Source organism: Microbacterium sp. CCNWLW134, assembly GCF_037083565.1.
Lineage (GTDB): Bacteria > Actinomycetota > Actinomycetes > Actinomycetales > Microbacteriaceae > Microbacterium.
In genome coordinates this window covers 110,596-137,056 of sequence record NZ_JBAOJU010000003.1, presented here as the reverse complement: position 1 = coordinate 137,056, position 26,461 = coordinate 110,596, and the positions used below count along the sequence as shown (strand labels likewise).

32 protein-coding genes are annotated in these 26,461 nt (G+C 70.8%); 14 read left to right on the top strand and 18 right to left on the bottom strand.

The genetic code is table 11. The features are described from left to right. Positions 1-242 (bottom strand): hypothetical protein (locus V6S02_RS16945; protein WP_336401799.1); only part of this gene is annotated, 242 nt, incomplete at its 3' end. Here V6S02_RS16945 and V6S02_RS16940 point away from each other — a divergent pair. Continuing rightward, positions 226-594, top strand: a complete 369-nt coding sequence (locus V6S02_RS16940) for an HNH endonuclease signature motif containing protein (protein ID WP_336401798.1) — start codon at positions 226-228, stop codon at positions 592-594. The two genes, V6S02_RS16945 and V6S02_RS16940, sit on opposite strands and share 17 nt — an antisense overlap. Positions 595-621: 27 nt before the next feature. Here the strand turns inward: V6S02_RS16940 and V6S02_RS16935 are convergent, their stop codons facing one another. Further along, entirely contained in the window at positions 622-1,548 is a 927-nt protein-coding gene (locus V6S02_RS16935) for an alpha/beta hydrolase (protein WP_336401797.1), read from the bottom strand. A 55-nt stretch (positions 1,549-1,603) separates the two neighbouring features. Here V6S02_RS16935 and V6S02_RS16930 point away from each other — a divergent pair, with 55 nt between their 5' ends. Further along, entirely contained in the window at positions 1,604-2,887 is a 1,284-nt protein-coding gene (locus tag V6S02_RS16930; RefSeq protein WP_336401796.1) for an FAD-dependent oxidoreductase, read from the top strand. On the opposite strand, the gene V6S02_RS16925 is transcribed toward V6S02_RS16930, so the two are convergent. The 12 genes from V6S02_RS16925 to V6S02_RS16870 form a co-directional block, all read right to left on the bottom strand. Then, the gene (locus tag V6S02_RS16925; protein ID WP_336401795.1) at positions 2,868-3,266 is read right to left on the bottom strand and encodes an ester cyclase; all 399 of its coding nucleotides are present in this window, start codon (positions 3,264-3,266) and stop codon (positions 2,868-2,870) included. The genes V6S02_RS16930 and V6S02_RS16925 overlap by 20 nt on opposite strands. A 30-nt stretch (positions 3,267-3,296) precedes the next feature. Continuing rightward, a complete protein-coding gene (locus tag V6S02_RS16920; RefSeq protein WP_336401794.1) occupies positions 3,297-3,833 on the bottom strand; it encodes a GNAT family N-acetyltransferase in 537 nt (178 codons plus the stop codon). Positions 3,834-3,876: 43 nt separating this feature from the next. After that, positions 3,877-4,617: a sulfite exporter TauE/SafE family protein gene (locus V6S02_RS16915; RefSeq protein ID WP_124291770.1), complete on the bottom strand. Its 741-nt coding sequence runs from the start codon at positions 4,615-4,617 to the stop codon at positions 3,877-3,879. 3 nt (positions 4,618-4,620) lie between these two features. Further along, positions 4,621-5,463 carry a uroporphyrinogen-III synthase gene (locus V6S02_RS16910; RefSeq protein ID WP_124291771.1) on the bottom strand — a complete coding sequence of 281 codons (843 nt, stop codon included), beginning with the start codon at positions 5,461-5,463 and terminating at the stop codon, positions 4,621-4,623. Between the two features lie 158 nt (positions 5,464-5,621). Next, on the bottom strand, positions 5,622-5,924 hold the full coding sequence (locus V6S02_RS16905; RefSeq protein WP_124291772.1) for a hypothetical protein: 303 nt from the start codon (positions 5,922-5,924) through the stop codon (positions 5,622-5,624). After that, complete coding sequence (locus V6S02_RS16900) at positions 5,914-6,315, bottom strand: phage holin family protein (RefSeq protein ID WP_124291773.1); 402 nt, start codon at positions 6,313-6,315, stop codon at positions 5,914-5,916. The genes V6S02_RS16905 and V6S02_RS16900 overlap by 11 nt, the downstream gene beginning before the upstream one ends. Before the next feature lies 1 nt (position 6,316). Beyond that, a complete protein-coding gene (locus V6S02_RS16895; RefSeq protein ID WP_124291774.1) occupies positions 6,317-6,697 on the bottom strand; it encodes a hypothetical protein in 381 nt (126 codons plus the stop codon). Positions 6,698-6,796: 99 nt separating this feature from the next. Then, on the bottom strand, positions 6,797-8,260 hold the full coding sequence (locus V6S02_RS16890; RefSeq protein WP_336401793.1) for a protoporphyrinogen/coproporphyrinogen oxidase: 1,464 nt from the start codon (positions 8,258-8,260) through the stop codon (positions 6,797-6,799). Further along, positions 8,244-8,963 carry an ABC transporter ATP-binding protein gene (locus V6S02_RS16885; protein ID WP_336401792.1) on the bottom strand — a complete coding sequence of 240 codons (720 nt, stop codon included), beginning with the start codon at positions 8,961-8,963 and terminating at the stop codon, positions 8,244-8,246. Before V6S02_RS16885 ends, V6S02_RS16890 begins: the two co-directional genes overlap by 17 nt. Then, entirely contained in the window at positions 8,960-9,922 is a 963-nt protein-coding gene (locus V6S02_RS16880; RefSeq protein WP_336401791.1) for an ABC transporter ATP-binding protein, read from the bottom strand. Before V6S02_RS16880 ends, V6S02_RS16885 begins: the two co-directional genes overlap by 4 nt. Positions 9,923-9,926: 4 nt before the next feature. Beyond that, positions 9,927-12,656: an ABC transporter permease gene (locus V6S02_RS16875; protein WP_336401790.1), complete on the bottom strand. Its 2,730-nt coding sequence runs from the start codon at positions 12,654-12,656 to the stop codon at positions 9,927-9,929. Continuing rightward, positions 12,653-15,040 (bottom strand): FtsX-like permease family protein, encoded by a 2,388-nt coding sequence (locus V6S02_RS16870; protein WP_336401789.1) that lies wholly within the window; start codon positions 15,038-15,040, stop codon positions 12,653-12,655. Before V6S02_RS16870 ends, V6S02_RS16875 begins: the two co-directional genes overlap by 4 nt. A gap of 79 nt (positions 15,041-15,119) precedes the next feature. Here V6S02_RS16870 and V6S02_RS16865 point away from each other — a divergent pair, with 79 nt between their 5' ends. Further along, positions 15,120-15,692: an HhH-GPD-type base excision DNA repair protein gene (locus V6S02_RS16865; RefSeq protein WP_124291780.1), complete on the top strand. Its 573-nt coding sequence runs from the start codon at positions 15,120-15,122 to the stop codon at positions 15,690-15,692. Continuing rightward, positions 15,689-16,111 carry a DUF1801 domain-containing protein gene (locus tag V6S02_RS16860; RefSeq protein ID WP_124291781.1) on the top strand — a complete coding sequence of 141 codons (423 nt, stop codon included), beginning with the start codon at positions 15,689-15,691 and terminating at the stop codon, positions 16,109-16,111. Before V6S02_RS16865 ends, V6S02_RS16860 begins: the two co-directional genes overlap by 4 nt. A 33-nt stretch (positions 16,112-16,144) precedes the next feature. On the opposite strand, the gene V6S02_RS16855 is transcribed toward V6S02_RS16860, so the two are convergent. From V6S02_RS16855 to V6S02_RS16845, 3 genes are read right to left on the bottom strand one after another with little or no spacing between them, the layout of a single operon-like run. After that, entirely contained in the window at positions 16,145-17,530 is a 1,386-nt protein-coding gene (locus V6S02_RS16855) for a glycine--tRNA ligase (protein ID WP_124291782.1), read from the bottom strand. Positions 17,531-17,549: 19 nt separating this feature from the next. Next, a complete protein-coding gene (locus V6S02_RS16850) occupies positions 17,550-17,912 on the bottom strand; it encodes a DUF4870 domain-containing protein (RefSeq protein ID WP_240638682.1) in 363 nt (120 codons plus the stop codon). Next, positions 17,909-19,741 carry a glycoside hydrolase family 15 protein gene (locus V6S02_RS16845; RefSeq protein WP_336401788.1) on the bottom strand — a complete coding sequence of 611 codons (1,833 nt, stop codon included), beginning with the start codon at positions 19,739-19,741 and terminating at the stop codon, positions 17,909-17,911. Before V6S02_RS16845 ends, V6S02_RS16850 begins: the two co-directional genes overlap by 4 nt. Before the next feature lie 132 nt (positions 19,742-19,873). On the opposite strand from V6S02_RS16845, the gene V6S02_RS16840 reads away from it, so the two are divergent. From V6S02_RS16840 to V6S02_RS16805, 8 genes are read left to right on the top strand one after another with little or no spacing between them, the layout of a single operon-like run. After that, on the top strand, positions 19,874-20,206 hold the full coding sequence (locus tag V6S02_RS16840) for a hypothetical protein (RefSeq protein WP_124291784.1): 333 nt from the start codon (positions 19,874-19,876) through the stop codon (positions 20,204-20,206). A gap of 14 nt (positions 20,207-20,220) precedes the next feature. Further along, on the top strand, positions 20,221-20,532 hold the full coding sequence (locus tag V6S02_RS16835) for a pore-forming ESAT-6 family protein (protein ID WP_124291785.1): 312 nt from the start codon (positions 20,221-20,223) through the stop codon (positions 20,530-20,532). A 13-nt stretch (positions 20,533-20,545) separates the two neighbouring features. Beyond that, positions 20,546-20,890 (top strand): DUF6507 family protein, encoded by a 345-nt coding sequence (locus V6S02_RS16830; protein WP_124291786.1) that lies wholly within the window; start codon positions 20,546-20,548, stop codon positions 20,888-20,890. 3 nt (positions 20,891-20,893) lie between these two features. After that, complete coding sequence (locus V6S02_RS16825; protein WP_336401787.1) at positions 20,894-23,872, top strand: glycohydrolase toxin TNT-related protein; 2,979 nt, start codon at positions 20,894-20,896, stop codon at positions 23,870-23,872. Next, a complete protein-coding gene (locus V6S02_RS16820; RefSeq protein WP_124291787.1) occupies positions 23,865-24,155 on the top strand; it encodes a YrhB domain-containing protein in 291 nt (96 codons plus the stop codon). The genes V6S02_RS16825 and V6S02_RS16820 overlap by 8 nt, the downstream gene beginning before the upstream one ends. Before the next feature lie 56 nt (positions 24,156-24,211). Continuing rightward, a complete protein-coding gene (locus V6S02_RS16815) occupies positions 24,212-24,484 on the top strand; it encodes a hypothetical protein (RefSeq protein WP_336401786.1) in 273 nt (90 codons plus the stop codon). Beyond that, positions 24,481-24,699, top strand: a complete 219-nt coding sequence (locus V6S02_RS16810) for a hypothetical protein (protein WP_336401785.1) — start codon at positions 24,481-24,483, stop codon at positions 24,697-24,699. The genes V6S02_RS16815 and V6S02_RS16810 overlap by 4 nt, the downstream gene beginning before the upstream one ends. Next, entirely contained in the window at positions 24,696-25,007 is a 312-nt protein-coding gene (locus tag V6S02_RS16805) for a YrhB domain-containing protein (protein WP_336401784.1), read from the top strand. The genes V6S02_RS16810 and V6S02_RS16805 overlap by 4 nt, the downstream gene beginning before the upstream one ends. On the opposite strand, the gene V6S02_RS16800 is transcribed toward V6S02_RS16805, so the two are convergent. Further along, positions 24,997-25,428: a hypothetical protein gene (locus V6S02_RS16800; protein WP_336401783.1), complete on the bottom strand. Its 432-nt coding sequence runs from the start codon at positions 25,426-25,428 to the stop codon at positions 24,997-24,999. The two genes, V6S02_RS16805 and V6S02_RS16800, sit on opposite strands and share 11 nt — an antisense overlap. 80 nt (positions 25,429-25,508) lie before the next feature. On the opposite strand from V6S02_RS16800, the gene V6S02_RS16795 reads away from it, so the two are divergent. Together V6S02_RS16795 and V6S02_RS16980 are read left to right on the top strand one after the other, a co-directional pair. Beyond that, positions 25,509-26,138 (top strand): TNT domain-containing protein, encoded by a 630-nt coding sequence (locus V6S02_RS16795; RefSeq protein WP_336401782.1) that lies wholly within the window; start codon positions 25,509-25,511, stop codon positions 26,136-26,138. Continuing rightward, the gene (locus V6S02_RS16980) at positions 26,030-26,443 is read left to right on the top strand and encodes a YrhB domain-containing protein (RefSeq protein ID WP_442927945.1); all 414 of its coding nucleotides are present in this window, start codon (positions 26,030-26,032) and stop codon (positions 26,441-26,443) included. The genes V6S02_RS16795 and V6S02_RS16980 overlap by 109 nt, the downstream gene beginning before the upstream one ends. Positions 26,444-26,461: the final 18 nt, after the last annotated feature.

The window sequence follows — 26,461 nt, the reverse complement described above, 5'->3', positions numbered from 1 at the left end:
GCTGCGACCTCGCCCTGGACATGCTCCTCGCCGGGTCCCCGGTGATCGACCCCACCGACGGGGCGCAGGGCGGGCTCGGGGCGATCACCGCCGAGGTGCAGATCACCCTCCCGATCACCACCCTCACCGGCGTCACCGCGTCGGGCGGAGTTGAACGGAGTCACCCCGGTCGACCCCGAGACCGCCAGACGGATGGCCGGAACCGCGAGGGTGTGGGACCGGGTGATGACCGACCCCATCACGGGCGTAGTGACCGCGGTCGATAGGTACACCCCTCATCCAGCCCAGACCCGGTTCCTCAACGCCCGCGACGTCACCTGCCGAACACCCGGATGCCGAAGGCCCGCGAAACTCTGCGACAAAGACCATTCGAGGGACTTCGCGCTCGGTGGACCGACGTCCAACGACAATCTCTGCAACGAATGCGCCCGGCATCACACGCTGAAACACGCCACGAACTGGCACGTCGAACAACTCCCCGGCGGGGTGCTGAAATTCACCAGCCCCGGCGGGAAGAACTACGACAGCCACCCACCCTCACGCGTCGCGTTCGTCCCCACCGACGACGGCACGCTCACCGTCGCCCCCTTCTGACCAGGGTGGGCCGGGGAACCTGATCCGTCAGGCCGGCGTCGAGATCACCTCCTGGAGCCAGGCGCGGGCACGCGAGAGAAGTGCCCGAGCCGGCTCGGTGTCACGGGCCCAGCTCTCGAACCCGTGCGGACCACCCGGCACGACATCGAGGGTCGTCGGCACCCCGGCCGCAGTGAGCCGCCGTGCGTAGTCCTGCACCTCCGGAAAGAACAGTTCGATGTCGCCCACCGCGAGATAGGTCGGAGGAAGCGCCGAAACATCCTGCGTTCGTGCGGCAGCGGCATACGGTGGCACGTCCGCACCTCCCGCCCCCTCACCGAGATAGGCGGTCCACCCGGCCCGATTGAAACGGTTGTTCCAGATCGGATGGTCGATCTCGTCCAGAGTCGCGTCCGCCGCCGTCCGGTCGTCGATCATGGGCGCGAACAGCCACTGCCCGATCGGCTGCACCCCGCCCTCATCCCGGATGCGCTGCACCACCGCCGCCGCGAGCCCGCCTCCCGCACTCTCCCCGCCGACGACGATCCGTCCGGGGTCGACCGCGAGAGCACCGGCGTGCGCCTGGATCCACCGCCAGCCGGCGTGGACATCGTCGTGCGCCGCGGGAAAGGGATGCTCGGGCGCGAGGCGGTAGTTCACCGAGACGACAACGATGCCGAGGTCGCGTGCAGTCTCTGCGCACAGCCGTTCGTCCTGACGCGCGTCGCCGATGATCAGGCCGCCGCCGTGGACCCACATCAACGCTGCGTCCTTCGAGCGCACGTGCGGCCGGTAGACCCGGGCGCGCTGGCCTGCCACACGGATCGAGGCCACCTCGACGCCGACGATCCGCGGCACCGGCAGCACGCGCGCACCCCCGCGGAGCAGGGAGCGCACCCACCGCCGCGACACATCCGGAAGGCGCGTCCTGCGCGTCGACGCACGGAGCGCGGGGTCCACCCGATCGAGATCCATCGTCACTCCTCCGGTCTGCTCGCGGGAGAGTTCCCCTCCCGAGTATCTTCGTCGCGTGACCGAAGGCATCCCTGCCGCGACCCACTGCACGACCTGCGCGATCGTGGGTGGCGGCCCCGCGGGTATCGTCCTCGGCCTCCTTCTCGCCCGCGCCGGCATCGAGGTGACGGTGCTCGAGAAGCACGCCGACTTTCTCCGCGACTTCCGCGGTGACACGGTCCACCCCGCCACCCTCGGACTCCTCGATGACCTCGGCCTGTTCCCGCGATTTGACGCTCTGCCGCACTCGAAGATCCGTCGGGCGTACTTTCCGGGACGCGAGGGCTCCGACGTCTTCGCCGACTTCAGCCGGCTCCCGGTGCGGCATCCCTACATCGCCATGGTGCCGCAGTGGGATCTGCTCGACCTGCTCTCGGAGACCGCCGCCGCCGAACCGACCTTCACGCTCCTGCGCGAGCACGAGGTGACGGCGGTGACGCGCCGGAACGGCCGGGCGACGGGCGTCAGCTTCACCTCGCCGAACGGCGACGGCCATCTCACCGCCGACCTCGTCGTGGGGTGCGACGGCCGCTGGTCCACCGTCCGCCGCAGTGTCGGGCTTCCGGCGCGCGAGATCCCCGTCGGCTTCGACGTCTGGTGGTACCGACTGGCCAGCGACCGACACCTCGACGAGAGCCTCCTCCCCCGGGTGCGCAACGGCAAGGTCGCGATCGGCATCCCCCGGCGCGGCTACGTGCAGGTCGCCGCACTCGGATCGAAGGGCACGGATGCCGCGGTCCGCACCCGCGGCATCGACGCCTTCCGCCAGGACGCGGCGATGCTGTTCCCGGAACTCGCCGATGCGGTCGACACGATCGCGACCATGGACGACGTCAAGCACCTCGACGTACGACTCGAGCGTCTGCGGCGCTGGCATGCGAACAACGTCCTCTGCATCGGCGACGCCGCCCACGCCATGTCACCGGTCGGAGGCGTGGGCATCAACCTCGCCATCCAGGACGCCGTCGCCGCCGCCCGCCTCCTCGCCGGCCCGCTCGCACGAGGAGAACTCTCCCGCCCCCATGGCAGCCGCGTGCTCGCCCGCGTCCGCAGACGCCGCCTTCCGGCGGTGGTCGTCATCCAGACCCTTCAGCGCATCCTCCACGCGCGCGTGATCATGCCCGGCCTGCGAGGGAGCCCCCTGGATCCTCCCGCGTGGCTCCTGCGCCTCGTGCGCGTCATCCCGGCGCTGACCGTCGTTCCCGCCTTCGCGATCGGGGTCGGCATCAGACCCGAGCGCGCGCCGCGCTGGGCAGGCCGGCCGGGGGGCGCTGCGCCGATCAGCCGCGAGGCTCGGTGAGCTGCAGGCGCAGCTCGAAGGGCTCGGATCCCGAGAACGCGGTGACCCGACCCGCCGCCAACGTGTACACGGCGAACTCGGCGACGTTCACATGTCTTCGTGTGGGTGCGATGCCGTCCCAGACCCCGGTGTGGGTGCCGCTCCCCCGCACGTGCGCGGCGACGCGGTCGTCTTCTGCGACCACCTGGATGATCCGCCATCGCCAGTCGGGGAAGGCGTGGAAGAGGTCTTCCAGATCACCCACCCAGGCCTCGACACCCGCAGGCCGATGGGCGCGCCGCACCTCGGTGTGGACGAAACCGCGGATCGCGTCGAGGTCGTGGCGGTTGGCCGCATCGATGTAGTCCGCGAACCACTCGTGCATCTGCCAGGGCTCCACAGGCTCATTATCGTCGGCGGGCCGGGCGCATCACCGTTCGCGGGCCAGGATCGCCCAGGTGTCGAGAGTCGTCCACTCGCCTTTGAACCAGTCCGCCTCCACCGCGCGACCCTCGTGCCTGAACCCCAGTCCGGTGAGAAGTCGCGCGACGGCGGCGTTGCGCTGATCCGACGTCGCGATCACCCGATGCGCACCGTGATCGTCGAACAGCGCGGCGACGACCGCCCCCAGGGCCTCGCCGGCGACACCGCGTCGCTGATGCTCGGCAGCCACCGTGACGCCGACCTCATAGGTGTCGGGCTGGTCGGCCACGGTGTGGACGGCGACATCGCCGAGGAGGGCGCCGGAGGCGGCATCCCGCACCGCGATCTGCAGCCACTCCCCCGCCGACGGGGGGAATCGCGTCGGCTGCCCGGCGAGCAGGTCGTCGGCGTCGGTTGCGCTGTACTCGGGCGTCCACGACTGCCACCGCGCGACATCGGGGTCGCGACGGTAGGCGACGAAGGCGTCACGGTCGTCGGCGCCGAGCGGAGCCAGGACCAATCTCTCGGTGCGCAACGCGATCACGTCGGCAGGCTACCGCGGGTGACGGCGTCGAGGGCGGAAGCGGTCAGATCAGCAGATAGACGGCGCCGACCACCGTCAGGATGATCACAAGTCGCTCGAACAGTCGCTGGTCGATCCGGTCGGCGATCCAGCGCCCCCCGAGGGCCCCCGCCACCACGAGCGGCGCGAGGATCGCGTCGAGCACGAGACCGGGCACCGTGATGAGGCCGAGTCCGACGGAGAAGGGCACCTTGCTGATGTTCACGATCGCGAAGAGCCACGCCGCGGTGCCGAGGAACTCCTTCACGGGAAATCGTGCGGCGAGGAAGTACATCGACATCACCGGCCCGGCCGCGTTGGCGACCATCGTCGTGAAGCCGCCCAGCGTGCCGTAGACCGCCGCGGCCCCGCGCCGAGGCGGTCCCTCGACGAGGGCGGATGCCATGCGGCGACGCCACAGCGTGACCGCGATCACCCCCAGAAGAAGCACTCCGATGGTGCGCTTCACCCACGCGTCATCGGCGACGGCGAGGAAGAGCACCCCGACGAGAAGCCCGGCGACGATCGCGGGTGCCAGCCGGAGCAGCGCCCGCCAGTTGACGTGCCGCACGTACATCGTGATGGCGAACATGTCGGCGAGGATCAGCAGCAGCAGGATCGTGCCGGTCGACTCGCGGGCGGGAAGCACAGCGGCGAACGCTGCGACGGCGAGCGTGCCCGCCCCCGGCACCGCGGTCTTGGACAGCCCGATGACGACCGCCGCGACAGCGAGCAGAACCCAGGCGAACAGGCTGAGTTCGGGCACCCCTCAGACTTCGCGACCGGCGCCCGGCAGCCGGATCACGCCCGTCTGCGGCGCGAACTCGTCGGCGGCGTGAGGCAGCGAGAACGTCGCCACCGCGGCGATGAGCGCATCGACGGTCTGCGTGTCGGCGACGACGTCGACAGCCAGACCGGCACGACGGGCGTCGCGCGCGGTCCGGGGTCCGATGGCCGCGATGACCGTCGTGTCGGGAATGTGGGGGAACTGGGCGTGCACCTGCTCGGCCACCGACCCACTGGTGACGAGGATGGCGTTGATGCGGCCGCTCTCGACATCGCGGGCGACGCGGTCGGCGACGGGCACCCCGACCGTGCGATACGCGACGACGCTGCGCACCCGGTGACCCGCATCGCTGAGGCTGCGTGTGAGCACGGGCTTGGCGATCTCGCTCCGGAGGGTGAGGATGTCGACCGGCTCCGGCTCGAGGCCGATGAGCTGCTCGGCCATTCCCGCAGCGGAGTTGTCGCGCTCGGGGACGAGGTCGACCTTGTACCCGACGGCCTGCAGGGCTGCCGAGGTGGTCTCGCCCACGGCGGCGACCTTGGTGGACGCGGGGATCGTGGCGCGATAGGCGTAGAGCACGTCGACGGTGGTCGCACTCGTCACCGTGAGCCAACGGAAGGCACCCGCGGCGAGATCGGCCAAGGCCTTCTCGAGGGTCTCGTGATCACGCGTGGGGGCGAAGTTGATCAGCGGAGCGATGACCGGCGTTGCGCCCTGACGGCGAAGCGACGCCGCCACTCCATCACCCCACGGACCCCCGCGGGGCACGAGGACGCGCCAACCCCCGAGGGGCTTGGCTGACGGGTCCTGAGCTGCGTGGTTCATTCAGTCGACTCTCGTGGGGCGTGTTCGGCCGCCCGCACTTCGAGCAACCGACGCGCGCAGGTGCATGAGCGCGATCGGCAGCATCCGCTCCATTGCACTGCCTGCTTCCCGAGCATACCCCGGGCCGCTCAAGACCGCCTCGTGACCGATATTTCAGTTCACCGGGTGTACGAGCGCACGAACAGCCATACGAGTCCGCCCACGGCCGCTGCGGCCGCAACCACGGCGGCTGTCGCCGCCCCGGGACTGCGCCGCGCGAAGTCGCGCGCACGCTCGACCTCGCGTTCGGTCGCCTCCGACACCCTGCGCGGGACGTTCGCCTTGACCTCGATCGCGGCGAGCGCAGCCTTCAGCTCGGCCCGCGCCTGCTCCACGGGGTCGTCGATGCCGATCGGCACCGCGGTCCGGGGAACGGGGACGGGGGCCACAGCGCTCTTGCGCGGCGAGATCTCAGAGCTCATCGCGCACCTCCTTCACGTCGAGGGCGATCGACTGGACCGGGGTCTCCCGGCTGGACAGCCGCCGGAAGCGAAGGTAGCCCAGCAGCGCCAGGATCACGGTGATGAGGATCATCACGGCGAACACGACGATGGCCGACAGCCACACCGGCCACCACGACGACAGGCCGGCGATGACGAAGGTGCCGAACACCGGCACCGACCAGAAGAGCACGAACAGGGCCGCGACGAACCAGCCCGCCCCGATGCCGGCATCCTTCGCGGTCTTCGCCAGCCACTTCTTCGCCGATTCGATCTCGGCGACGATGAGGTTCTTGACCAGCTCGGGAATCTCGCCGACAAGCGTCAGCAGACTGTCGTCAGCCCGGTCGCGGAAGCCGCGCGGGGTCGTCATATCAAGCCCCGGAGTGGGACGCGGGCGACGTCTTCGCCGCAGCAGCCGACGCGTCGGACGCGGCGTCGGCAGCGGCATCCTTCACGGCTTCCGCCGACGACTTCGCGGCGCGCTTGACCTCGGCGGCCTTCTGGTCGCCGCTGGTGTCCTTGGACGTCGCCGCCTTGGTCACCTTCACCGCGCCGTCCCACAGCGTGCCGGGGATGGATGCGGCGCTGGATTTTGCGAACTCCGTCACTTTCGCGACCTGCTTCTGCACCGGGGGCTGGTTCCACAGCTTCTCGGCCTGCGTCTTGATCTGCTCGTAGCGCTCGCGCCCCGCACGGGATCCCAGGACGTAGCCGGCGGCCAGTCCAATGACCAGCCCGATCTTGCCTCGCATGACGTCTCCTCACATTCGTCGGGTGAAATCCCTTACACAGTAGCGGCGTATTCCTCTGACGGCATCCGCCCTTGACGTGTGCAGTCGCGCGGGGCACAATCAACCGGCCACGCCGCCGAAGAGGACGCCTCGTCGAAGCGCGTCGGCCTCGACGACCGCATCCTCCACGACCTGCGCGAGCCCCGTTCCGGCCAGCCAGGCACCGACGACGGCGATGCCGGGCGCCGCTGCGAGCGCGGCGCGGGCACGGGTGGCGCGCTCGGCCCGTCCCCGGGCTGTCGCGGGCGGCGGTTGTTCGTAGCGATATCGTCGCGCGCCGCGCAGACGGACGCCGTCGAGCGGGAGGGCGAGAAGAGCGGATGCCTCGGCGAGCGCCATCGCCGTCGCCGCGGCGTCGTCGAGCGCAGCCGTGGCCGGTGGATCCCCCGGGCCGCCGAAGGTCACCCGCGCGATGACGCCGTTCTCTCCGGCTTCGGCGCGAACCCCGTCCCACCGGCCGGTCTGGTGCAGGAGCGTGGATGCTCTGCGCGTTCCCGGCACCGCGTGCACCACGGGCCCCGGGCGGTCGACCGCGCCGCCGGGGGCATCGAAGACGAGGGTGATCGACTCCAGGGGCACGGTGGGGGCGACATCGACCGCGAGCGAGGCGAGCTGCGGCGCGGCATCGGCCAGGAGCGCCCGTGCGGCGTCCTCGTCGACGGCGACAACGACCGCGTCGGCGGCGACGGCCTCATCGCCGGTCTGGACCAGCCACGGCCGAGCGCCGACGTCGGGGGAGCGCCTGATCCCGGTCACCGGCGCCTCGGTGCGGATCTCGACGCCGAAGTCGTCGAGGCGTGCGGCGAGGCCGTCGACGATCCGCGACATCCCGCCCGTGAGCCCGGCGAGGCCGTCTCCTGCGTCGTCGCGCTCGGCGCGGACGGCTGCCACGGCGCCGGCGAGAGATCCGGTGCGGGTGAGGGCGGCGTTCAGGCCCGGCGCGACGTTATCGACGACGACATCGTCGGGATCGACCGCGTAACCGCCGACACTGAGCGGGGCGACGAGTCGGTCGCGGACCCGGTCGCCCATGCGGGTTCGCACGAGGCGCCCCAGGCTCTGCTCCTGACCGATCGTGAGCGGTGGGCGGAGCCGGTCGAGGTAGGCGCGCCACGCGCCGGACCATCCGATGTGGCGGCGGACGTCCTCAGCCCACGCATTCGCAGGAATGCCGAAGACGGTCTCCGCCGGGAGCGGCGCGACGCCGGTCGCGCCTGCGATCCAGCGGCCGGCATGGTCGGGACGGATCACCGCATCGCCGAGCCCCACCTCGTCGAGGACGGCCGCGACCACCCCGCCGCGCGTGGAGAACCCGTCGGCGGCGAGATCCACCCCGACCCCGCCCACATCCTCGTGGCGGATGACGCCGCCGACCCGGGTGTCGCGCTCGAGCACGGTGACGTTCATGCCGACCTTCGCGCACTCGAGCGCGGCGACCAGGCCCGCGACGCCGCCGCCGACGACGATCACGGCCTTGTCGGCGGGATTCGCGGGAACGGATGGGGCGTCAGCGGCGTCGGTCACGGCGCAGTCTCCCTTCGGCGGCCACCAGTCGGCCGTCATGCAGTTCGGCGACCCGATCGGCGCGTGCGCGGAGGATCGGATCGTGGGTCGCGACCACCGCGGCGATGCCTCGGGTGTGGACGAGGTCGACGATGAGGTCCATCACCGCTGCCGCAGTGCGGGAGTCCAGCTGCGCGGTCGGCTCGTCGGCGATGAGCACGCGCGGCTCGGCGACGATCGCCCGCGCGATCCCGACCCGCTGCTGCTGCCCGCCCGACAGCTCGCCGGGCCGCTGCCCGGCATGGTCGGCGAGCCCCACCTGCCGGAGGGCTTCGGCGACCCGCGCATCGCGTTCGCCGGGGTCGGTGCGGGCGATCCGCAGCGGCAGCTCGACGTTCTCGGCGGCCGAGAGCACGGGGATCAGTCCGAACGATTGGAAGACGAACCCGAGATCGCGGCGGCGGATCTCGGCCAGGGCGTCCTCGTCGAGCGATGTCGCCTCGGTCTCACCCACCCACACGCGACCCGCGTCGGGGCGATCCAGCGTGCCGAGGATGTTGAGGAGGGTCGTCTTCCCCGCACCCGAGGGCCCGGTGACGACGACGAGCTCACCGGCACGCACCTCGAGGTCGATTCCGACGCAGGCGTGCACGTCGCCGGCGGCGCTGCGGAAGGTGCGCGTAAGACCCTCGCCGCGAAGGGCCGCCACCCCGGCGCCGCTCACGGCCGATCCTCGCGGGGAGCGTCGGGGGCGGCATCCGCTCGCTCCTCCGGGCGCACCTGGACGTGGTCGGGTTCGAGCGCCAGTCGCACGCGGTCGCGGAGGTCCAGCGCCGCGACGAACTCATCGGGGAGCTGGAGTCGTCCCACCCGGTCGAGCACGGCGTACTCCTCGGCGATGTGCTCCTCGGCGCCGTGCTCGTCGACGCGTGTGGAGCGCAGCACCTCGGTGGAGGTGCGCCCGTCGCGGATCTGCACGGTGCGCGCGACATGGTCGGACACCCCGGGGTCGTGCGTGACGATGAGCGTGGTGATTCCGCGCTCGCGGTTCACGGTGCGCATGGCCTCGAGCACCTGGGCGCTCGTGGCGTCGTCGAGTTCGCCGGTCGGCTCATCGGCGAGGAGCACCCGCGGATCGTTCGCGATGCCGACCGCGATCGCGACCCGCTGCTGCTCACCGCCGGACATCTCCGCCGGTCGACGGGCGGCGCAGTGCCCCACGTCGACGAGATCGAGTAGCTCCTGCACCCGCGCTCTCCGGGCGGCGGCGCCGCGGGGCGTTCCCGTCACGGCGAGGCTCGCCGCGACGTTCTCGGCCGCGGTGAGATAGGGGAAGAGGTTGCGCGAGGTCTGCTGCCACACGAACCCGACGCTGCGGCGGCGGAAGCAGACCCGCTCCTTCTCCTTCATCGTCAGAAGGTCGTGGCCGGCGACCACCGCCACTCCGGCGGTGGGACGATCCAGGCTGGAGAGGATCGACAGAAGCGTCGACTTCCCCGACCCCGAGGCGCCCACGACGGCGACGAGCTCCCCGGCGTCGACCCGCAGGTTCAGCCCCTGAAGGGCTTGGACCTCGATCCCCGGGCCGGAGGCCGTGGGCACCTGGAAGATGCGCACGAGGTCGGCGCACCAGATGTCGGCGTCGGGCGCCGCGCCCGGGCGCGAACGGGTGGTGGGATCCATGGTCCTATCCTTCCTCGACCGTACGCAGGAGGCGCGAGGTGCGGGCGCGGCGCGAGACCGCGAGGGCGATGAGCGTGGCGAGCGTCACGAGCGCGACGAAGGCGCCGAGGGTGACCCCGAGGATCACGGGGTCGACGGCATAGGCGGGCTGAGCCGTGGACCCGGTGAACGACCGGAGGTCGACCCCGGCCAGGATGACCAGCGGCACGAGAGCACCGAACAGGGTGCCCGCGACGAGAGCGGCGAGCCCCGCCGGCGCGACTTCCCACGTCGCCAGGGCGCGACCGATGCGGGCAGGGGCGCCGAGGGTGCGCAGCAGAGTGAGCAGCCGCGCCCGCGGCTCAGCGGCGAGGGTGAGCGTCATCACCACCGCGAGGGCGCCGAGGAGTGCGGCGAGCGCCGTCGCGGCGAGGAGCGCGGCGCGTAGACCCGCGACGGCGGGACTCGCTTCGATCTCGTCGGTGATCTCGCGGGCGGTGTCGATGCGGAGCGTGGGGCTCACCACCTGCTTTACGGCGTCGACGACCGCGACGGGGTCGGCGCCGGGCGCGAGCCGCAGCACGGCGGTGCGGTCGCTCGGATCCCGTCCGAGGGCCTCCTCGGCGGCCGAGGCGTCGAGCGCCAGCCAGGCCGCGCGCGCGCCGATCGGGGCCGGACCGTCGAGCACCCCCACGACCTCGGCGGGCACGGAGCCGACCCGCAGACCGTCACGACCGTCGATCTCGTCGGCGAGGGCCGTCGAGACGACGATCGGAATCGACCCTGACGCCGGTGCCAGCGAGACGCCGGGCGGCAGCATCCCCGGGCCCTCCCCCTGCACCGCGCGGAGGTCGTCGGCGTCGACGACGAAGGCCGAGGTGCCGACCCGCTCACCGTCGATGTCGAGGGTGACGGGCTCGGCACCCGAGATCCCGGTCGCCCCCGCCACGCCTTCCAGGGCGCCCAGCTGCGCGAGCTGGTCGCGGGTGATGATGCCGCCGGCCACCCTGATGTCGGCGCCGATCTGCGCGCCCGCCGATCGGTCGATGCCCGCCTGGACGGTGGAGAGGAGGATGCCGGAGGAGACCGCCACCGACACCCCGACCACGAGTGCGAGCACGGGGGTCAGCCCGATCGCGGGCTCCCGCAGCGCCCGCACGGCTCCGAGATAGCCCGCGAGGTCGCGGGCCCCGCGGGATCGCCGGAGGATCGCCGCGAGCGGCAGCGGATACAGCCGGAGCGTCACGACGCACGCGACGAGCGCGAGCAGCAGCGGGGTCGCGGCGGTGAGGAGGTCGGCGCCGTCACCCGCGCCGCGGATGAGCAGCAGGGTGAGCGCGAGGGCGGCGAGGACGAGCACTGCACCCTCTCCGATGACGCGCAACCGCGATCCGCGCCCGCCGAGGTCGGCGCGGGGCCGGCGGTCGGCGGCCGACGGTGCGAGGACGGCCAGCATGACGGCGGGAAGGAGACCGACGGCGACCGCGAGCCCGACACCCGCGACGTCGGGAACGGTTCCGAGGGCCAGCTGCGTGAGGACCACGCCGATCCCGACGCCGAGGAAGGCCGGAAGGATGCCGCAGGCTACGCCGTCGAGCGCCAGAAGAGCCCGCAGCTGCGCGGTGTCCGCGCCACGCGCGGCCAGGAGGCGGAGGGCGGGCCGGCGGCGGTCGAACACGAGCCGACAGCCGAGGATCAGCACCGCGGCGGCGACGCCGATCGGGCCGGAGGCGATCATGGCGACCACCCCTGCGGTCGCCCGCTCCTGGGCGAGCGCGGCATCGATGGCGCCGATGACGTCGGCGGTGAACCGCAGGCTCAGGATGCCGCCGGTGCCGCCGGACGTCTCGGCGACGGTGTGCCCCACCGCAGTGAGGAGACGAAGGCCCGCGGCGACCGCCTCGGCGTCGCGTGCGTCGACCGCGGTCTCGTCGAAGGGGTACCAGACGGTCGTGGTGACGCTCGCGCCCTGCGGGGAGGTCGCGCGAAGGGACGCCGGATGGGCGAACCCGGTGCCGGTGACGACCCGCGGCCTGTTGCCGTCGTCGAAGATGTTCGGCTCGAGCACCGAGGCGACGTGCTGCCAGTACGCGCCGGCGGGATCGACGGGGGCGAAGACACCGACGAGCACGACGTCGACGATGCCGCCGAAGCCGGTGATCTGACGCGTGGCGTCGCGTTCCCACTCGAGCTCGTCGGCGGTGTCGGCCGACAGGATGATCTCGATCCTCCCGAAGGCCTGACCGCCCGCGACCTCGGCGCCCGGCTCGACGAAGACCGCGGGCTCGGGCAGCCGGCCGTTGACGATCTCGATCTCGTCTTCGTAACGGGGGTCCACGGCGACGGCGATCTCCGCCGTCCCCGGCTCGTCGGCCAGGGCGGCCGGTGAGCCGACGGCGACCGTGCGCGCCGGCTGCAGGATGTCGGGGAGCGGCGCCGCCGCCTCGCCGCGGATCCGTTCGACCTCGGTCGTGAAGCCTCCCCAGACATCGTCGACGACGCTCGGGTTGGAGAACAGCACCTCGGGCGCGACCTGCGGGATGCCGTTCTCGTCGGCAACGACGTCTCGCTCGACCGCGCTGAGCCCTGCGAGCCGGTACTGCACGGTCGCGTCACCGAGGCGCCCGAGGGCGACCGGAGCCGCGGTCGCGAGCACCGTGAGAACCAGCACGAGCAGGGCGACGACGAACGCTCCGCCCGACGCGAAGCCGAGGTGGTGGCGCAGGAGCGCCGCCCGGGTCACGCGGCCGCTCACCGGGCCTCCTCCCCCACGAGCGCGTCACGGGCCGCGCGGCCGACGCCCAGGCTCGCACCGACGACGATGAGAGCGAGCCCGGCGACGAGCACCGTCACGACGCCGATGAGCGGCAGCCACGTAGGCTGAAGCGAGAGGGCGACGGGAAGGATGCCGGGCGTCGTCGCGCGGACGAGGGGTGCGGCCAGAACGAGCGCGACCGCCGTGCCGGCCGCCACGCCGAGGAGGGCGGAGCCGCCGAGGATCGCTCCGAGTTCCCCTGCGCGCAGCCGCGCCTGCCGACCAGCGGTGACGCCGAGCGCACGGAGGACCGCGAGCTCGGGCCCCCGCGCGAGAGCGAGCGACCGGATGATGGCGAGCGTGGCGATCAGCGCGAGGAGGGCAGCGCCGCCGGCGGCCACCCACCACCCCGGAACGAGCACCCCGACCATCCGGTCGGCCACCCCGGGAGCGGCCACGCGCACGGCACGGTCGTCGAACGCCGCGCTGAGCGCGGCGTCGGAATCCGCGCGGCCCGCAGCCCACACGCTGCCGGGGAGGGCGAACGACGTTCCCCGCTGCAGGGAGGCGACGAGAAGGTCTTCCGTCACCGCGAAGACAGCGTCGGCGCGCGACGCCCCGGGAATGGCTTCGACGACGGCGGTGACGAGCACCTCGCCGCGGCGCCCGGTGCCGGCCACCCGGTAGTCGAGACGGTCACCCACGGCGACGCCGAACCGCGCCCCGAACGCTTCGGAGACCGCGACCCGGAGGGCCTCGGCCGGCACGGCTGCAGGCCCGCGTTCCCGGCCGTCGGCGAGCCAGACCACCTGCTCGCGGTCCCCACGCTCGAAGACGACGGAGCCGGCGAGGTCGAGGGCCTCTCCGCCGACCGCCGAGACCTGGTCCAGTGTCACCGTTCCTGCGGGCACGCCGGGGGTCGGGCCCACGCGCACGATGAGCGCGGCCAGCGTCCACGGCGCTGCACCGTCGGGGAGACCGGCTTCGGCCCCCACCTGCGCGCCGTCGATCGACGTCAGTGACAGCGGCTGGGCCACAGGCGTCCCGCGCGCGTCGAGGAGGATCGCGAGCGGCTGCAGCGCACCGCTCACGTCAGCACCCGTCCACTGCGTGGACACGATGACCGAGAGGCCGGTGGCTCCCTCGCCGAGCGTGACGGGCGCCGCGCGCACGACGTCGCCCGCACCGGCATCCTCGTCCTCACCGGTGACCGCCCGCACGAGTGCCTCGGGGTCGGCCGCGCCGCCCGCATCGGTCATGACTTCCGGACCGAGAGCCGCGGGGAGTGCGACGAGGCTCACCTCATCGTCCCCGAACTCGAGGATGTCGGTGACCGCGCCCACCCCCTCGTCGATGCCCTCGACGGCGGTGGCCGCGGCGAGATCCGCGGGCGAGGCGCTCTGGGGCGCCAAGTCAACGCGGAGGTCGGCACCCACCCGCAGCGCGGCGGAATCGGTCGCGGCGGCGGCCCAGGTGCCGGCGAAGGCGCCGGCGAGGATCGCTTGCGACACCGTCAGGGCCACGAGCATGACGGCCACCCCCGAGAGCGGGAGCCGGCGGGCGATCTGGCGGCGGCCGAGCGCGGTCTCCAGGCCGCGGGCGCGCGCCGCCGGAAGAGCCGCGATGCGCGCGACGACCCCGAACGCGGCGAGCGCTGCCAGCGCCGCGGCGAGGAGGACGACGGTGGGGGTGAGCGCCACGATCGGGTCGAAGCCGCCCGGCCGGGCGAATCCGAGCTGCCAGAGGCCGAGGGCCGCTGCGGCGGCCACGAGGACCACGGCGGCGATCGTGGTCGCCCGCGCTCCCCGGCGACGCGTGTTCGAGCGCCGCGCCAGCGCCACGACGAGGATCACCGCGAGGAGCAGGGCGATCAGCGCTCCGACCGCCGCCTGCGAGCGCGCCGCGGACGCGGCATCCGTCCCTCCGATCGCCGACGCCAGCCCGGCGGCGGCGACCGCTCCTGCGATCGCGCCGGTGACACCCACCGACAGCGCCTCGATCGCATGGAGCACGAGCGCCTGGCCGCGCGAGAGCCCCCGGGCGCGGGCGGTGTCGGTCTCGTGCTCGCGCGCGGCGGCGAGCAGCCGACCGAGCTGCGCCACCGCGGCCCCCGCGACGACCGCGACGGTGACGAGGAGGGAGGGAAGCGCGGAGGCGAGCGACGCCGCGCCGACGGCGACCGCGGCGGCGACCTCGTCCTCGGGGGTGCCGGCGGCCGCGGCGGCACGGGCGAGCGACTCGGCATCGCCGGTGACGACGAGGATGAGGAGGACGGTGGCCACCGTCACGGCGACGGTCGCCGAGAGGGCGGCGAGATGCCCGGCGCGGGCACGGGCCCGGCGCACGACCAGGCGAGCCGTGCCGATGGTGCGCGGATCCGCCACGTCGCGCACCTCCTTGGTCCGATCGATGAGTGGTCCGATCGATGGCTCCTGACAACCTAACGGGTGCGAGACTGTCGGCATGACGCTTCACATCACCGGTGATGAGACCGCGGATCAGCTGCTCACGAACGATCCGCTCGCACTGCTGATCGGGATGCTGCTCGACCAGCAGGTGGCGATGGAGACCGCTTTCGCAGGGCCGTTGAAGATCTCCGAGCGGGCCGGCGCCTTCGACGCGGCAGCCCTCGCCGATTTCGAGCCCGATGCCTTCGCTGAGCTGTTCTCGGCCACCCCGGCGGTGCACCGCTTCCCCGGCTCGATGGCGGCGCGCGTACAGTCGCTGTGCACCGCCGTCGTCGAGGAGTGGGACGGCGACGCCTCGGCGATCTGGCGGCGCGGCGAGCCCGATGGCGCCGAAGTGCTGAAGCGCCTGAAGAAGCTCCCGGGGTTCGGGGAGCAGAAGGCCAAGATCTTCCTCGCCCTCCTCGGCAAGCAGTACGGCTACACCGGTGCCGGATGGCGGGAGGCCTCCGCCCCCTACGGTGAGGAGGGGGCGTTCCGCAGCGTCGCCGACATCGTCTCGCCCGAGTCGCTGACGAAGGTGCGCGAGTACAAACGCGCGGTGAAGGCGAAGGCGAAGGAGTCGTCGTGAAGACGACCGGCGGCGACGTCGAGCAGTACATCGCCGCGGTGACACCCGAACGTCGACGGCGGGACGCCGAGACGCTCGTGACGATGATGCGCGAGATCTCCGGCCGCGAGCCGGCGCTGTGGGGCACGATCATCGGCTTCGGCAGCTGCCACTACCGCTATCCCACCGGCACCGAGGGCGACATGCCGCTGCTGTCGTTCGCGCCGCGCAAGGCGTCGACCACGGTCTACGTCGACGCCGTCGCCGCGCACACCGACGACCTGGCGAAACTCGGTCCGCACACCTCGAGCGTGTCGTGCATCTACGTGAAGGACCTCGAGAAGGTCGATCTCGACGTGCTGCGCCACATCCTGGTGCAGAGCTTCGCGTCGGTGACGAGCGGCGGCGGCGAGGACGCCGCCATCACCGTCACCGGCTGAGCCGGTCACCGGCGAGCAGCGTGGCCGGCTGAGTCAGGCCCCCTTCAGGCGCTCCGCGAGGTAGGCACGCAGGCCCTCGAGAGGCACCCGTTCCTGACCCATCGTGTCGCGGTCGCGGACGGTGACCGCCCGGTCCTCGAGCGAATCGAAGTCGATGGTGACGCAGAAGGGCGTGCCGATCTCGTCCTGGCGGCGATAGCGACGACCGATCGCGCCGGCATCGTCGAAGTCGACGTTCCACTGCCCGCGCAGGTCGTCGGCCACTTCGCGGGCGATCGGCGAGAGCTGCTCGTTGCGTGAGAGCGGCAGAACGGCGGCCTTCACCGGAGCCAGGCGCGGGTCGAGGCGCAGCACGGTGCGCGTGTCGGTGCCGCCCTTGGCGTTGGGCGCCTCCTCCTCGTGGTACGCGTCGACGAGGAACGCCATCATCGATCGGGTCAGACCGAACGAGGGCTCGATGACGTAGGGGGTGTACTTCTCCCCCGAGGCCTGATCGAAGAAGGTCAGCGACTGGCCCGATGCCTCGCTGTGGCTCTTGAGGTCGTAGTCGGTGCGGTTGGCGACGCCCATCAGCTCGCCCCACTCCTTGCCCGGGAAGCCGAAGCGGTACTCCAGGTCGATGGTGCCGGCGGAGTAGTGTGCGCGGTCCTCGGCAGGCACGTCGAAGCGACGCATGTTCGCCTCGTCGATGCCGAGGTCGACGAACCAGCTCCAGCAGGCCTCGACCCAGTGGTGGAACCACGTCTCGGCCTCGGCCGGCGGGGTGAAGTACTCGATCTCCATCTGCTCGAACTCGCGGGTGCGGAAGATGAAGTTGCCCGGGGTGATCTCGTTGCGGAACGCCTTGCCCACCTGGCCGACGCCGAACGGGGGCTTCTTGCGGCTGGCAGTGAGCACATTGGAGAAGTTGACGAAGATGCCCTGCGCGGTCTCGGGGCGCAGGTAGTGCAGCCCCGACTCGTCATCGACGACGCCGAGATACGTCTTCACCAGACCCGAGAACGCCTTGGGCTCGGTGTACTGCCCCTTCGTGCCGCAGTTCGGGCACGGCACCTCGGCCAGGCCGTTCTCGGCGGTGCGGCCCTTGCGCGCTTCGAAGTCCTCGATGAGGGTGTCGGCGCGGAAGCGCTTGTGACACTGCAGGCACTCCACGAGGGGGTCGGTGAAGGTGGCGACGTGGCCCGAGGCCTCCCACACGCGCTTGGGCAGGATGATGGAGGAGTCCAGGCCCACCATGTCGCCGCGTCCGCGCACGAAGGTCTGCCACCACTGGCGGCGGATGTTCTCCTTCAGCTCGGTTCCGAGGGGGCCGTAGTCCCACGCGGAGCGCGATCCGCCGTAGATCTCGCCCGCTTGGAAGACGAACCCGCGATGGCGAGCGAGGGCGATGACTTTATCGAGACGGGACTGGTCGGGCACCCGTCGATTCTAGTGAGCCCTATCGGACGAACGAGATCGACAGCGGGTAGGTGTACCACTGGCCACGGTTGGCGGCGACGGCGGCGAGGATGCAGAACACGATGTTGAGGACGTAGGCGGCCAGGATGACGAAGATCCCGATCAGGAAGAAGGTCAGGATGCCGCCGACGAGGTAGGCGATGATCAGGGTGAGCTGGAAGTTCAACGCGGTCGCGGTGTGCGCCCGCACGAACGGTCCGCGATCCCTCAGCACGAGATAGCCGATGAGGGGGGCGAGGAACCCGAGGAAGAGTCCGCCGAGGTGCACGAGGGTGGCCCAGAGCTTCTCATCGGACGGGTTCATCGGTTCGGCAGCGGGCGGGACGGGCGGCGGCGTGGTCATGTTCCTAGCATCCTGTCGAGGTTGACGGCGGCGGTGATCAGGGCGAGATGGCTGAACGCCTGCGGGAAGTTGCCGAGCTGCTCCCCGGTGAGGCCGATCTCCTCGGCATAGAGACCCAGGTGATTGGCGTAGGTCAGCATCTTCTCGAACGTCAGCCGCGCGTCATCCAGTCGGCCCGACCGGGCGAGGGCGTCGACGTACCAGAAGGAACAGAGGGTGAAGGTGCCCTCCGCCCCGCGCAGGCCGTCAGGCGATGCTGCCGGGTTGTAGCGGTAGACGAGGCTGTCGGAGACGAGCTCCTCGTCCATCGCCCGCAGGGTCGAGAGCCACAGGGGGTCGCGTGGCGAGACGAAACCGGTCCGCGGCATGACCAGGAGCGATGCATCCAGCACGTCCGTCCCCTCGTGCTGGACGAAGGCGTGACGCTTGTCGTCCCATCCGGCGGTCATGATCTCGGAGTAGAGCGCGTCGCGCTCGGTACGCCACCGGACGATGTCGGCAGGTTTTCCGATCGATTCCGCCAGACGGATGCCGCGGTCCAGCGCCACCCAGCACATCAGGCGTCCGAAGGTGAAGCGCTGCCGTCCGCCGCGGGTCTCCCAGACTCCTTCTTCATCGCGCTGCCAGTTGTCGCACACCCAGTCGAGCATGCGGGCGACCTCGGTCCACCCGCGGTGCGAAAGCATCAGGCCGTGGGCCTGAGCGTGGGCGATGGAGTCCATGACCTCGCCGTAGATGTCCAGCTGCAGCTGGTCCTCTGCGCCGTTGCCGATGCGGACCGGTCGGGAGCCGCGGTAGCCCTCGAAGTCCTCGAGCACCGTCTCGTCGAGGTCGTGGGTGCCGTCGACGCGGTACATGATCTTCAGCGGACCCGATTCGTCACCGACGCTCTCCTTGACGCGATCGGCGAGCCACGCCACGAAGGCCTCCGCCTCGTCGGCGTACCCGAGCGCGAGCAGAGCCGACACCGAGAACGACGCGTCGCGGATCCACGTGTAGCGGTAGTCCCAGTTGCGCTCGCCACCGACCTGTTCGGGGAGTCCGGCAGTGGGTGCGGCGACCATGGCCCCGGTGGGCGCGTAGGTGAGGAGTTTCAGGGTGATGGCCGAACGTGTGACGACCTCCCGCCAGCGACCGCGATAGGTCGATCTGTCCACCCATTCCCGCCAGAACCGCTGGGTGCGTCGGAACATCCGGTCCAGCTCACCGGCCGAAACCCGCTCGGCGCGGGTACCGCCGGTCTCCAGGAGCAGCCCCGTGCTCTCGCCGGCTCGAAGCTCGCCGCGGACGCGAAGGGCGCCGTCGACCATCTCCAGGTGGCCGGCGGGAGCACCGTCACGCTCGATGACGTCGCCGACCCGGTGAACGGTGAGGGTCTGGCCGGCGCCGGTGAACACCACACCGTGATCGGGCGAGGCCTCGATGCTCTCAGGAGGTCGTCCGTACCCGAACCGGGGGCGGACCTCGGCTTCGAACTCCATCACACCGCGCACGACGCGGATGAGGCGTGCGATGCGGTGACGCTGGGTATGCCCTCGTCCGGCGATCGGCATGAAATCGACGACCTCGCCGACACCGTCCTCGGTCATGAACCGGGTGATGAGGATGGCGGTGTCGGGGAGGTAGAGCTGCCGGGTCACGACGTCGTCGGCGATCGGCCGGATGCTGCAGAACCCGCCCGTCTCGGCGTCGAGGAGCGACCCGAAGATGCTCGGGGAATCGAACCGCGGCGCGCAGAACCAGTCGATCGTGCCGTCGGTGGCCACCAGCGCCGCCGTCTGCAGGTCGCCGATCACGCCGTGATCGGCGATGTTGGGGTAATCCGCCATGAGGCCCTCCCGTCGGATCCCATCGTGTCAGCTGGAAGGCCCGAAAAGGAGAGTTCTCTCATCTGATTGGAAGGCGGTTTCGCGGTTGTCTAGGCTGTGGAAGTCGTTGTCCACGATTCGGGGAGGTACGCGATGAAGTTCGCGATGGGGGCTGACACGCTGGGCGTGCTGGGAAAGGCGACCTCCGGGTCGAGTGACGAGCTGGCGCTGCTCGTGCGGCAGCTGCTCGAGGCGGCGGAGCCGCTGGAGGGGCAGTTCCAGGGCGCCGGACGCGTGGCGTTCGACCGCTTCAAGGCTCGCACCGACGCCATCTCCGGTGAGCTGAAGCTCGCGCTGGACGGCGTTCTGGGCGGTATCGCAGGGATGGATCGGTCGTTCCAGGAGGGTGAAGCGTCGATGGTCGACTCCACCACCAGCCTGGAGTCGGGTTCATCGTTCGACGCGGCGCGCTTCGGCGCTCGATGACGAGGGGGATCATCATGGCGAATCAGGGTGACCGTCGGGATTACAGCATTCCGGCATCGCAGAACGCACAGGACAACTTCAATCGTGTGGCCGCTCAGCTCGAGACGCTGATCGACGCGCACGATCGCGACGTGAACGCCGCGATGGCCGACTACGCCGCCGACGGCGTCTCGGAGGACTATCGCGCCAAGGAGCTCCGGTGGAAGAACGCCGCGGGCGAGGTGCGCTCGATCATCCAGACGCTCCGGTCGTCGCTGGAGCGCAATGACGAGTCGGCGCAGACCGCTCTCAGCAAGGCGCGTACCGCGGTCGAATCCATCGGCTGAGAAAGGCTGACCTGTGACGGGCTGGAGAATCCAACCGTCAGGGGTCGTCGCCGTACTGCAGGACGTCAACGTCGATGCCGAGGCTCTCGGCACGGCGCTGAACAACCTCAGTCCCGCCCTCGAGGGGGCGGTGACCGCCTCGCAGTCGGCCGCGATCGCTGAAGCGGTGCAGTCGTACTTCCAGATTCAAGAGGGTCCCCGAATCCAGGGGATGAGCACCCGGATCGGCGCCGCCGCGACGGGTGTCGTCAGCGCGACGGAAGCCTACGTGCAGGGTGACCTGGATATGGCGGCGAATGCGCAGTCTGCGGCACACGCGACGGTCTACCCGCCCGTGCTGCCACCGGGGGTGAGGTGAGAGATGCCGAGTGCCATCGATCCGGACGCGATTCCGGGTAAGGACATCGATCCGGACACCATCGAGCTCCACGCCGGAACGGTCAGCACGATCTCCGGTCAGGTGCGCGATCACGGCGCCGCCGTGCACACGAAGTGGCAGGGCATGGCCGCGGTGTACGAGGCGCCCGAGTCGGGCATCGTGCTCGACCTGATGCAGCCGGTGAACACGCAGTCCACGCAGGTCGGCGACAACCTCTCGGTCGTCTCGCAGGCGCTGACCGGGTTCGCCGAGACGGTGCGCCCGATCAAGGCGGCGCTCGACCAGCTGCGGCTGGACGCCCAGGCGTTCCGCGCCGAGATCGCGGGTGGCGTGCAGGTGCAGGAGCTGAACCCCGCCTACACCGCGTACGGGTCGTACGGCACGACGGCGGCGTCGTATCAGGGCTCGTGGAACGCGTACGGAGCGACCGGGTCGACGAGCTCGGCCGAGCCGGTGGAGCAGTACCGGACCGTCACGAAGGAGTGGCACGAGGTCCAGGAGTACGTCGATCGGAACAACGACCTCATCGCCCAGGTGAACGCGCAGCAGGTGCTGCTGTGGGAGGCCGAGCGCGACTGCGCGAACACCATCCGCGCCCTCTACGGCGCCGATCCGCTGCGCGCGGCGCAGTCGGAGGACGACGCCCTCGGCTATGGGATCGAGGAGATCCCCGAGGGCACCGAGATGCCCTGGGGCGCCGAGGTCGAGCGCACCGAGGGCTGCGGCGAGGCGACGGCGAACTTCGTCTTCAAGGACTTCCTCTGGGAGGGCATCGCCGTCGGGGGAATCTGGGGCACCGTGCAGGGCCTCGGCACGCTCGTCCTCGGGTACAACCCCGAGACGGGCGACTTCTTCTCGGGCGACGCGTATGGCGCTGCCTGGGGGAACCTCGGCAACCTGCTGTTCGCCGGAATGGCCAACGGCGGCGTGCTCGCCCCCATTTTTCACGCCGACACGCTCATGCAGCAGTTCGGCGGCGACGGCTTCCTCCCGCAGGAGGTGCGTGACTTCAAGGCGCAGGCCGACGAGGCCGCGATCAACACCGGCAAGGCGCTCATCGCCTGGGATAAGTGGGCCGATGACCCGGGCACTGCGCTCGGCGAGTCGGTGTTCAACGTCGGCACCGCCCTGATCCCGGTGGGTGGCGCGGCGGTCGCCGGAGTGAAGACCGCCTCGACGGCGGCATCCGTCATCTCCCGGATGGCGCGGGTCGCCGACTTCGTCGACCCGGCCGCCTGGGCCGTGAACGGCACGATGCGCCTGGGAAGCGCCGGGCTCGGGAGCCTGGACAACCTCATCGGGCGTCTGGACAACACCCCCGTCGACGTGAACCTCGGCCCGGTCGAGGTCTACACCGCGGCCGATTCGGCGTCGGCGATGCGCTTGCTGGATGAGGTCGGCGTCGACCCGCAGAACGTCTACGCCCGGGTCGACGAGACCGGCGCACCGGTGCTGGAGTTCCCCGGCGGTGTGATCGAGATGCCGGCGGGCTCCCTCGACAACGCCGCCGCCGGTGGCATCCACGCCGGCGACGGCGGGACCGGGGCATCCGTCTCCGTGCCCGCGCGCGAACCGGAACTGGTGAATGCCGGTGGCGTGCGCGGCGAGACCGGTTCGGCCCCCGTGAACGCGATCGTCGACGAGGCGCCCGTGCGCACCGAGACCGGTGGGTCGGCCGGCTCCGGCGCAGACGCGAACACCCCAGCGCGAGAGGGCGCAGGATCAGGTGACGGTTCGGGCCCGGGCGACGGTTCCGTTCCGGTCGACCGCGGCGGCGAGGGTGACGGCTGGACCCAGGGGCCGGAGCACCGCGGGGGAGACATCGATCCCCAGTACGGCGAGCCTCGCGCCGATCACGGCACGCTGGCCGACCAGTACGCGCCGCCGGCCGAGGTGCCGGCCGACATCCGGCACCTCGTCTCCGACCCCGAGGCGCCCTACGGTCGCGGCTCGGACGGCGAGCCGTACACCCGTGCCGAGTGGGAAGAGCGGTACATGGGTCCGGACAACCGGCCCATCTACCCCGGCAACGACGGCGCGGTGCCCGGCTCGCGGGTGTCGTACACCGACATGGAGGCGTTCCGCCGCGATCACGGCGACACGATCGACCGCTTCGGCGGGAGCGGGGGCGCCTACCTCTCGCCGGAGGGTGTGCTGTTCGAGCAGCGGGCGCTGCCGGGCGGCAACCTCAACGCCGGGTATCACGTGTTCCGCCTCACCGATGAGCTTCCTCCCGGGGTCCACATCGAGGTCTCCGAGGTCGCTCCGGCGTTCGGCCAGCCCGGCGGCGGCATTCAGCTGCAGTTCGTCGACGACGTCGACGGTGTTCTGAGCGTCGAGCAGCTGCTGTCCAACGACTACCGGATCATCGAGTCGACGACCCCGACGGCGCCGAGTGGTCTCGATGCGGGCGCGAACGCGCTCAGTGACTTCTCGTCGCCGGTCCCCGGGTCCGTCAATGTGACGGCACTTCACTTCGACAGCATCCCCGCCGACCTGCAGCGGTCGATCATCCGACACGAGTACCCGGGGCTCCTCGGTGTGAATGCGACGCGGTTCGACGGTCTTCAGGCCGGCACACTCGACCCGGGATTCGCGACTCGGGGATGGGATCAGAACTGCACGCGATGCGTGATCGCGTTCGATCGCGTCATGGAGGGGACACCGGCATCGGCGATGCCCTCCGCTGTGCCCCGTGACGTGGGAGACATCTTCACCGGACTCGGCATCACACCGAACTTCCAGTGGATGGGTGGATATCAGGACGTCGTCGCGCGGATGACCGCCCTGCCCGAGGGCAGCCGCGGGGTCGTCTACATCGCAAGACCGAATGGGTCGGCTCACGTGTTCAACGTCATTCACGATCGCAACGGCGTGGTGTTCTTGGATGCGCAGACCGGCTCTTTCGCCCGCCTCGAAGATGTGTCGAGAATCGGACTCATGGTGACGAAGAATGGCTGACGTCGTCGACGCCGTCGGGGCGCAGCGCATCGCCGCGGAGCTCCTCGCCGAAGGAGAGCGGAACGGAGGTGTCCCGTGCGTGCTCGTCGGTGAACCAGAGGATCACGGTCGCTGGTGGGTGCAGGGCTACCAGAGCCGCGCCTTCATGGAGGAGGGCGACATCATGCAGGCGCTTGCAGGCAACGGACCCTTCGCCATACCCAAGGATGGTTCGCCGCCGTTCCGCCTGGGGAGCGCGGAGCCGGCCGACATCCAGCTCGCCCGCATCCGCGAGCGTGAGTGATTCCGCCGTACGCGCGCGGTTGGTGAGGGCTTCGGCGTCCTGAAGAAGATCACACTGTGAACAGGTCAGATTTCGACGAGGTCGTCCGGGTGGAGCGTCTCGGACGATGGCTGGCGCGTTCGGAGCCGAGCGGCGCAACAGCGAACAAACTGTGCCTCTTCGAGAGAGCCGGCACGTGGTACACGGTGACGACGGACGAGCGTGCAGGAGTCATCGAGACCACCCGGCGCTCCTACAGCAACCAATCGGAGGCCTTGGCGGACGCCGTCGAAGGACTGCGCTTTCTGAGAGACGTCCTTTCCCCCGGTCGCGGACTCGACGGAGCATGACGGACGAGATGGATGCCGCCAAGGCGCAGCGCATCGCGAGCCGATTGCTGACCGAGCCCGAGCTGACCGAACTGCTGGGCCGCCGCGTGCGAGACGCAGGGGAGGTATCGACACCATCGCGGACCGAGACGGCGTGGGGCCTCGCGGTCGCCGAGGGCAAGGTCCTGAACTGCGCGCTCGACCGTCCAACACGGACCAAGGACGCCACACTGTGAATACGCGGACGGTGGAGGAAGCGCGCCGACTTATCGAGGCCCTTCTCGAGGAGTCGACGGCCGAGGACGGGATCGAGCGGGTCGTCCTCGGTGACCCGGTCGAGTCGGGTCGGTACTGGGTGTTCTTCTACCAGGGGCGAGAGTACGTCGAGCGCGGCGATCTTGATGCGCTGCTGGTCGGAAACACGCCGATCGTCGTGCCGAAAGACGGTGGGGCGTCGTTCGCGCTTCCTTCGGTTCGCAACGTGGACGCACAGATTCGAGCGCTGGCCCCGGAGGATTCTCCGACCGGCCCAGCTACTGCATGAGGAAGTCGTTCACCTTTTGGAGTCCGCGGCCGGCGACGTAGGTGTAGCGCTTGGCGTCGCTGCGCTGACGGAAGGATGCGTGGTGTCCCCCGGCCTCGACGTCGTAGCCCTCATCGGTCCGGGTGATGCTGGTGTCCGGTGCGGGTTCGGCGGGGAAGACATCTCCGAGCCCGCGGTCCGCGCGCCAGATGGATGCCAGGCAGACCGCGAGGAACGGCTCCGCTTCTGTTCGTGCCGAGAAGCGCCCGAGCGTTGCCCACTGACCCCGACTCTGCTTGTCGACGGTGAACCCCGCTGGGTCCTGCCGGAGGGCAAATGCCGTCTCGAGGTCGCCCCACCCGACCAGGAACGTCCCGTCGTCCGTCAGGGGGAGGAAGGACAGGCGGTCGGCCCACAGCGCGAGAATTCCAGCGTCATCCACACTCCTATTCTGACGGCGAACGGCATTCCGGCCGTGTGCATAGGCTTGTCGGCGATGTCGTGCGACGAAAGAGGAGACCGATGACGCCCGAGACCTCCTGGGCGAACGTTCGAACCACCCTGCGCGAGAACGGTGTCCCCGACCGTGCTGTCCTCCTCCCCGGGGATGAGGGGGTGCCATGGGAAGGGGCACTGGTCGTCGCCGACGCGGGCGACCGGTGGACCCTCGCCACCGTCGACTACGGAACGTCGCGCGTCCTGCTGCGGCGCCCATCGGCGGCGGAGATCGTCACCGCGCTGTTCGCGTACGCCCTGTCGCCGCTTCCCGAGCCGGAGGAACTGCCCGACAGCGAGCGGGAACGGCTTCTCACGTGGGCCGCCCCGCACGTGATGGATCTCGCCGCTCGCGGCGTGAAGGACACCGTGATCGACCTGCCCGCCGGTCTGCTGGTCGATCGGATCGGCGCCCTCGACGGATTCCTCCTCTACCCGACCGGCACGTCGTTCGAGGCGCGTTCGCTTCCGGTCACCGCCCTGGATCAGCCCCTCCAGTCGTTCCTCACGACGGCTCCCATCCGGGTCGCCGCCACCGTCACGCCGCCGTGGTTCGGACGAGAAGGGGGCGGCATCCGATTCGCGGTCCAGGATCCCTCGATGGGCATCCGCGACCTCGTGCGAGAAGGACAGCTGAGGCGGATCACGACCCCGTGAACACGCCCGCGGGGGATGTCGTCGACGCAGCCGACGCACGCCGCATCGCTCTTCGAATGCTGAGCGACGCGGAGCAACGCGGCGGAACTCCGTGCGTCCTCGTCGGACAACCCGAGGACCAGGGACGCTGGTGGGTGCAGGGGTATCAGAGCCGGGCCTTCATGGAGGACGGGGACGTCACGCAGGCGCTCGCCGGCAACGGCCCCTTCGCGATACCCAAGGACGGCTCAGCACCCTTCCGATTGGGCACCGCGGAACCAGCCGACGTTCAGCTCGCGAGGCTGAGGGAGCGGGAGTCATCCTGACGGCGGCCGCAGCGGCGG

Coding starts and splice junctions, on each gene's coding strand:
- V6S02_RS16940 (WP_336401798.1), top strand. CDS start 226: ATGACCGACCCCATCACGGGCGTAGTGACCGCGGTCGATAGGTACACC.
- V6S02_RS16935 (WP_336401797.1), bottom strand. CDS start 1,548: ATGGATCTCGATCGGGTGGACCCCGCGCTCCGTGCGTCGACGCGCAGG.
- V6S02_RS16910 (WP_124291771.1), bottom strand. CDS start 5,463: ATGAACCACGCAGCTCAGGACCCGTCAGCCAAGCCCCTCGGGGGTTGG.
- V6S02_RS16905 (WP_124291772.1), bottom strand. CDS start 5,924: ATGAGCTCTGAGATCTCGCCGCGCAAGAGCGCTGTGGCCCCCGTCCCC.
- V6S02_RS16900 (WP_124291773.1), bottom strand. CDS start 6,315: ATGACGACCCCGCGCGGCTTCCGCGACCGGGCTGACGACAGTCTGCTG.
- V6S02_RS16895 (WP_124291774.1), bottom strand. CDS start 6,697: ATGCGAGGCAAGATCGGGCTGGTCATTGGACTGGCCGCCGGCTACGTC.
- V6S02_RS16880 (WP_336401791.1), bottom strand. CDS start 9,922: ATGGATCCCACCACCCGTTCGCGCCCGGGCGCGGCGCCCGACGCCGAC.
- V6S02_RS16865 (WP_124291780.1), top strand. CDS start 15,120: ATGACGCTTCACATCACCGGTGATGAGACCGCGGATCAGCTGCTCACG.
- V6S02_RS16850 (WP_240638682.1), bottom strand. CDS start 17,912: ATGACCACGCCGCCGCCCGTCCCGCCCGCTGCCGAACCGATGAACCCG.
- V6S02_RS16845 (WP_336401788.1), bottom strand. CDS start 19,741: ATGGCGGATTACCCCAACATCGCCGATCACGGCGTGATCGGCGACCTG.
- V6S02_RS16840 (WP_124291784.1), top strand. CDS start 19,874: ATGAAGTTCGCGATGGGGGCTGACACGCTGGGCGTGCTGGGAAAGGCG.
- V6S02_RS16835 (WP_124291785.1), top strand. CDS start 20,221: ATGGCGAATCAGGGTGACCGTCGGGATTACAGCATTCCGGCATCGCAG.
- V6S02_RS16825 (WP_336401787.1), top strand. CDS start 20,894: ATGCCGAGTGCCATCGATCCGGACGCGATTCCGGGTAAGGACATCGAT.
- V6S02_RS16820 (WP_124291787.1), top strand. CDS start 23,865: ATGGCTGACGTCGTCGACGCCGTCGGGGCGCAGCGCATCGCCGCGGAG.
- V6S02_RS16810 (WP_336401785.1), top strand. CDS start 24,481: ATGACGGACGAGATGGATGCCGCCAAGGCGCAGCGCATCGCGAGCCGA.
- V6S02_RS16795 (WP_336401782.1), top strand. CDS start 25,509: ATGACGCCCGAGACCTCCTGGGCGAACGTTCGAACCACCCTGCGCGAG.